General features: G+C 42.5%; 3 protein-coding genes. All 3 read left to right on the top strand.

Translation table 11 applies throughout. The features are described from left to right. The first annotated feature begins 77 nt into the window (after positions 1-77). The 3 genes from PENNN9_RS04145 (at position 78) to rlmKL (ending at position 5,434) form a co-directional block, all read left to right on the top strand. On the top strand, positions 78-1,562 hold the full coding sequence (locus PENNN9_RS04145; protein ID WP_197409069.1) for a dihydrolipoyl dehydrogenase: 1,485 nt from the start codon (positions 78-80) through the stop codon (positions 1,560-1,562). Between the two features lie 190 nt (positions 1,563-1,752). Next, positions 1,753-2,958, top strand: coding sequence for a mechanosensitive ion channel family protein (locus tag PENNN9_RS04140; RefSeq protein ID WP_227511712.1), 1,206 nt, complete (start codon positions 1,753-1,755; stop codon positions 2,956-2,958). A 178-nt stretch (positions 2,959-3,136) separates the two neighbouring features. Beyond that, entirely contained in the window at positions 3,137-5,434 is a 2,298-nt protein-coding gene (gene rlmKL / locus PENNN9_RS04135) for a bifunctional 23S rRNA (guanine(2069)-N(7))-methyltransferase RlmK/23S rRNA (guanine(2445)-N(2))-methyltransferase RlmL (protein WP_058368470.1), read from the top strand. Positions 5,435-5,509: the final 75 nt, after the last annotated feature.

Raw genomic sequence — 5,509 nt, 5'->3', positions numbered from 1 at the left:
CTTTAATATTAAAGCCTACTATTTAAAATAATAGATCGTTAAATGTGGTTATGAATAATCAATTAATTGAGGATAATATGAGCAAATCGTCTGATAACACTGATAATAATGTTACTCGTGAGGTAGAGGTAGCTGTGATTGGTGCTGGTACTGCAGGTCAAAACGCGTTTCGTCAGGCCAGTAAAACTATTGAGAACATTGTCATTATTAATGATGGGTTTTGGAGCACAACTTGTATTCAAGTTGGCTGTATGCCGAGTAAGCTGCTAATTGCGGCAGCTGATCGTGCTCACGAAGCCAATCATTCTGATGAATTTGGTGTTCATGCCACTGCTCAAATAGATGGCCAACAAGTGATGAAGCGTGTCCGTGATGAGCGTAGTCATTTTGCAAGCTATATTAAAGATCAGGTAGATAGCTGGCCTGAAGACAAGAAAATTTCAGGGCGTGCGCACATTAATAAACAAGGTTTGATCGAAGTTAATGATGAGCTGATCAAAGCCAATAAAATTATTGTGGCTACTGGTAGCTCCCCTTATATTCCAGATAACTGGTCTGACAAGCTTGGTGACACTTTATTGACTTCTGATACAGTTTTTGAGCTAACAGACTTGCCCGGCACTATGGCTGTAGTAGGCGCAGGCGCTATTGGATTGGAGCTTGCGCAAGCGTTTAAACGTTTAGGTGTGGAGGTAACTTTATTCAATCGTGATAAACGCGTTGCAGGACTTAAAGATGATGATATTAGTAATAAAGCAATCGTTTGTTTAAACCGTGAATTGACCATGCATTTGGGCAGTAAAATCCATAACGTAGGCACGCAAACAGATGCAGATAATGACAGAATATCTGCCTTTATTGAGTATGAAGACAGCGCAGGCAATGCGCAGCAGTGGCAAGGTGAGTATGTACTAGTCGCGACTGGTCGACGGAATAATATTGAGCAATTGGGTATCGAAAATTTAGACGTTGAGCTTGATGACAAAAACCGTCCAAAACAGTTAGATAAAAAGACAGGTCAGATTGGTAATCTTAATGTTTACATTGTTGGCGATGCCAATGCCAATATTCCTTTGTTACATGTTGCTAGTGATGAAGGCTATAGTGCAGGTAACATTGTCTGTGAAAACAAAGCAGATGCCTATATACGTCCACCAGCTATTCCCTTTTCTATCGTGTTTTGCTCACCGCAGATTGTCAACGTCGGCATGTCACTACCTGAGATACAACAGGATCCAGAGCTAGAATATGTCATCGGTCGTGTCAGTTTTGACAACCAAGGCCGTAGTCGTATTATGGGTGTCAATTGCGGCCTATTGCATATTTATGGTTGTAAAAAAACCGATAGAGTTTTAGGGGCTAGTATGGTTGGTCCAGATGCTGAGTACATTGGACACATATTGGCGACCGCTATTACCAATGATTTAAGTGTTAAAGCTTTACTTGATACGCCTTTTTATCATCCTACTATTTTAGAAGGCCTGCGTACTGCTCTGCGCGATGTACAGCATAAAATGAAGATACCTTATCAGTATCATGATACACAAGAAGACAACTTTTAAGCTAAGGCGGCTAAAAGTAGATATAATGAATGCCAATAAAAGTTATATTGGATACTAGTCAACGTGCTTCTTGTGTTTGCTTGCTCTTTAGTTTTAAGGTAACTTATTATTGTGCGTCATTACGGCGTATTGTTTAATATACTGTTGTTTAAAATACTTTACATGTAATAACCTCTGCATGGACCAAACAATGCCAATCGCTAGTATTACTGATTTTTTTAAAGAAATTATCCATGACCTACATACCAGTTTATATCTTGCGCTTGGTGGCTCAGTAGAAGAAAATTCTTTTGATTGGTCCTCTCAAGCAGTAGAGCTGGTTAGCACTGGCATTAAGATCCTAATACTGCTTGCAGTGTTAGGATTTTTTTATTGGCTAGCGATTTATATTATAAAACAGAATAAATCACGGCTTCGCCTTAATGAACGCCGTAGTAACATAGCACGCTCAGTGTTACGTTATATATGGGTTGTCGCTAGCCTCATTGCTATTATGAGTCAGATTAACTTTGAGCCAAGTACGGTCAAAGCCACAGCAAAAGCCAGTATTTGGGCAGGTATTTATTACATATTATGGGCATCATCAGGGCAGATTATTCATCGAGTACTGCAGCACTACGGTCTTAATGCTTCTATCGAACAACTACTCAAAAATATTTTATCAGTATTAATTTGGGTCCTTGGACTTGCCAGCGTCATGGCCCAATTTGGTTTTGATATTGTCTCTTTGGTAGCCGGTTTAGGTATTGTTGGTTTGGCGGTGGGCTTTGCAGCCCAGTCAACGCTAGCTAACTTTATCGCTGGTATTACTATCTTGCTCGAACAATCTTTTCAAGTTGGCGACTGGATTCATATCAATGAAAATGAAGGCCGGGTAGTACTGATTGCCTTACGTACCACGCATATTTTGACACGAGACAACATCACCGTCATTATTCCAAACTCCAATGTCGCTTCCTCTGAGGTTACCAATCTAACCTCCAAAAACTTTATACGCTTTGATATTCGGGTGCGTATCGCCTTTGAAGACGATATCGACACTGCTCGCAAAGAGATTTTACAAGTATTGACTGACACTGATGTGGTACTGAGTCGTCCTGAAACCTCAGCCACAGTCGATGAGATCGGGGAATATGGGGTTTTCTTTATCGTACGGTTTTGGGTAAAACCTGCAGCTGTCGCCCGTATGCCAAAGATTAAAGAGAACCTCCAAGAAAATATCAAACGCGCCTTTGACGCTGCAAATATCTCAACACCCTACCCACATATGCGTTTGCTCATGCCAAAAGATGTCGAATACCCTATCTCTACCAAGCCTTTTGCAACCACAACGCAAGTAATTTCAGAACCAGAACCAAAATCAGAACCGCTACCACTAACTAAAGGTAAGGAATAAAACAGTCGAGGTATATTGGACCGTGTTATCAGTTAGCACATTCATAGATTTAGTATCGACTATATTACCCAATACCGACCACTTTAAACCATCCTACCTTGAAATATGATAAAATCACGGGTTAAACATCGTATCTTATAATGTGTATCATTTATCAATTTAGCCCACAGGTATCCGTATGACCGTAACCACTTCGCCAGCATCTTCAACAGCATCTTCGCCAGCGTTGTCGCTTGACCTTATCGTTACCTGTGCCGATGGACTCGAGGCACCGCTACAGACCGAGCTGACAAGCTTTGGCATCGAAAGTGACATAAAAAGCACAGGCCGTCTGACCGTCACTGGTAGTTTGCGTGATCTTTATACGATCTGCCTTTGGTCTCGTGTGGCCTCACGGGTATTGCTGCTGATCAAACGCAAAAACATCAATACCGAATATGATGTGGCCGAGCAGCTTTATGGTTTGGCAAAATCTGTCAACTGGACGGAGCAATTTGGCCTAGAGCAAACATTTGCGATTCGTCTGTCTGTTGATAAGCGCGTCGCTGTCAGTCAACAGTTTGCGATGCTGCGTATTAAAGACGCCATCGCTGATACATTCAATGAGGTATATGACAGCCGCCCTAACGTCGACAGCAAAAACCCAGATTTTTCTGTGTTTGCTACCGTCAATGACAAACAAGCTGAGCTGTATTTAGACTTGTCAGGTACCAGCTTGCATCGCCGTGGTTATCGCGTGGCCATGACTGAAGCGCCATTAAAAGAAAACCTAGCGGCAGCGCTACTCTACAGCGCAGGCTGGCATAAGAAAAACGACACGGGCGATGCGCCTTTTTATAACGCCCTAATCGATCCCATGTGCGGCTCTGGTACGTTTATTATCGAAGCACTCCTGATGCATTGTGATTATGCGGTCGGTATCGATAAAGCGGCCAATCAGTTTGGTTTTTATGAGTGGCAACATCATGATGACGCACTCTGGCAGCAGATGATCGATGATGCACAGACTCGTTTTCGAGACGCTTTAGCGATTGCTCAAGAGCAGCCAGATACTCTGCCGCTTATACTAGGTTATGATGCAGATAGCGGTGCGACTATAGCGACAGAGAAGAACCTGATTGCGGCAGGTTTGCAAGATTTGCTGCCGCTACTAGACATAGAAACCCGCGCCCTTGACCAATTAAGCAGCATACTAAAGCCAATGGTCAACGATGGTAGATTAAGCAATCCTTTAGTCATCACCAACCCACCTTATGGTGAGCGGTTGGGTGATGAAGAGATGATAAAACCGTTATACCATGCGTTAGGGCTTATCCTACAAGACAGCTTTGCTGGTAGCGGAATTGACCCAATGCTTGGTATCTTGGCATCTCATGTCGAGCAAGTCGACATCTTACCGATCAAAGAACCCAAAACACTACGCTGCCACAATGGTGCTATCACCGTTTATTTCCGTTATGGGACACTCATCGCTGGGCAAACAGGTAACCTTGTCAGTCGTTTTGAAAAGCGTGAGATTACAGTAGAAGATGGACAGGACTTTATTAACCGTCTGCAAAAAAATCTTGCTAAGCTCAAAAAGTTCGCCAAAAAAGACAATGTCAGTAATATTCGTGTCTATGACGCTGATTTGCCAGATTTTAAAGTTGCGATTGATCTATATGGCGATTATGCACACGTGCAAGAATATGCACCGCCCAAAACCATCCCGCCTGAGACTGCTAAAAAACGCTTTAACCTAGCCTTAATGGGTATTCGTGAGGTGTTTGATATTAACCGCGAGCAAGTCTTTATCAAAACCCGCGCGCGTCAGTCGGGTAATGATCAATATAGTAAGCAAGGCGATACTGAAAAGCGTGGTAAGTTTTATGTCGCTCGTGAAGATGGTGCGTATTTTTATGTCAACTTTACTGATTATCTCGATACCGGTCTATTCATTGACCATCGTAATATGCGCGCACGTATCAAAGACAACAGTCGCGGTAAATCGGTATTAAACTTATTTGCTTATACTTGTACAGCGAGTGTGCACGCCGCCCTTGCTGGCGCCAAAAAAGTCACTAGCGTCGATTTGTCACAGAACTATCTCGATTGGGGCAAACAAAACTTTGTACTCAATGGTCTGGATGTTAGTCGTAACAAATATCAGTTCGTTGCGGCTGATATCTTTGAGTGGATCAAGGACAATACTGAGCAGTTTGATATTATCTTTATTGATCCGCCGACCTTTTCAAACTCTAAAAAGTTTCAGGGTACGTTTGATGTGCAGCGCGATCATGCTGCCCTTATTAATCGAGCTATGAATCGCTTAACCTCGGATGGGGTGTTGTATTTCTCTAACAACTTTACCCGTTTTGAGTTAGATGAGCAGCTAAGCGAGCGCTACGATATCGTTGATATTACCTCAAAGACCATTGGCTTTGATTTTAATATCAAAAAACCCATCCATCAAAGTTTTGAGATTCGACATCGCTAAGAGATAAATTAAGATCGAGCAACAAAGCTGACCTCAAAAAAGTCGCCCCCTAGTCTCCCGGGGCAGGGTTTTTTT

It is taken from the genome of Psychrobacter sp. ENNN9_III (assembly GCF_001462175.1).
In the GTDB taxonomy this organism is placed as follows: domain Bacteria; phylum Pseudomonadota; class Gammaproteobacteria; order Pseudomonadales; family Moraxellaceae; genus Psychrobacter.
Note: the sequence above shows the minus strand (reverse complement) of the source record. Positions and strands in the feature narration are given on the sequence as shown.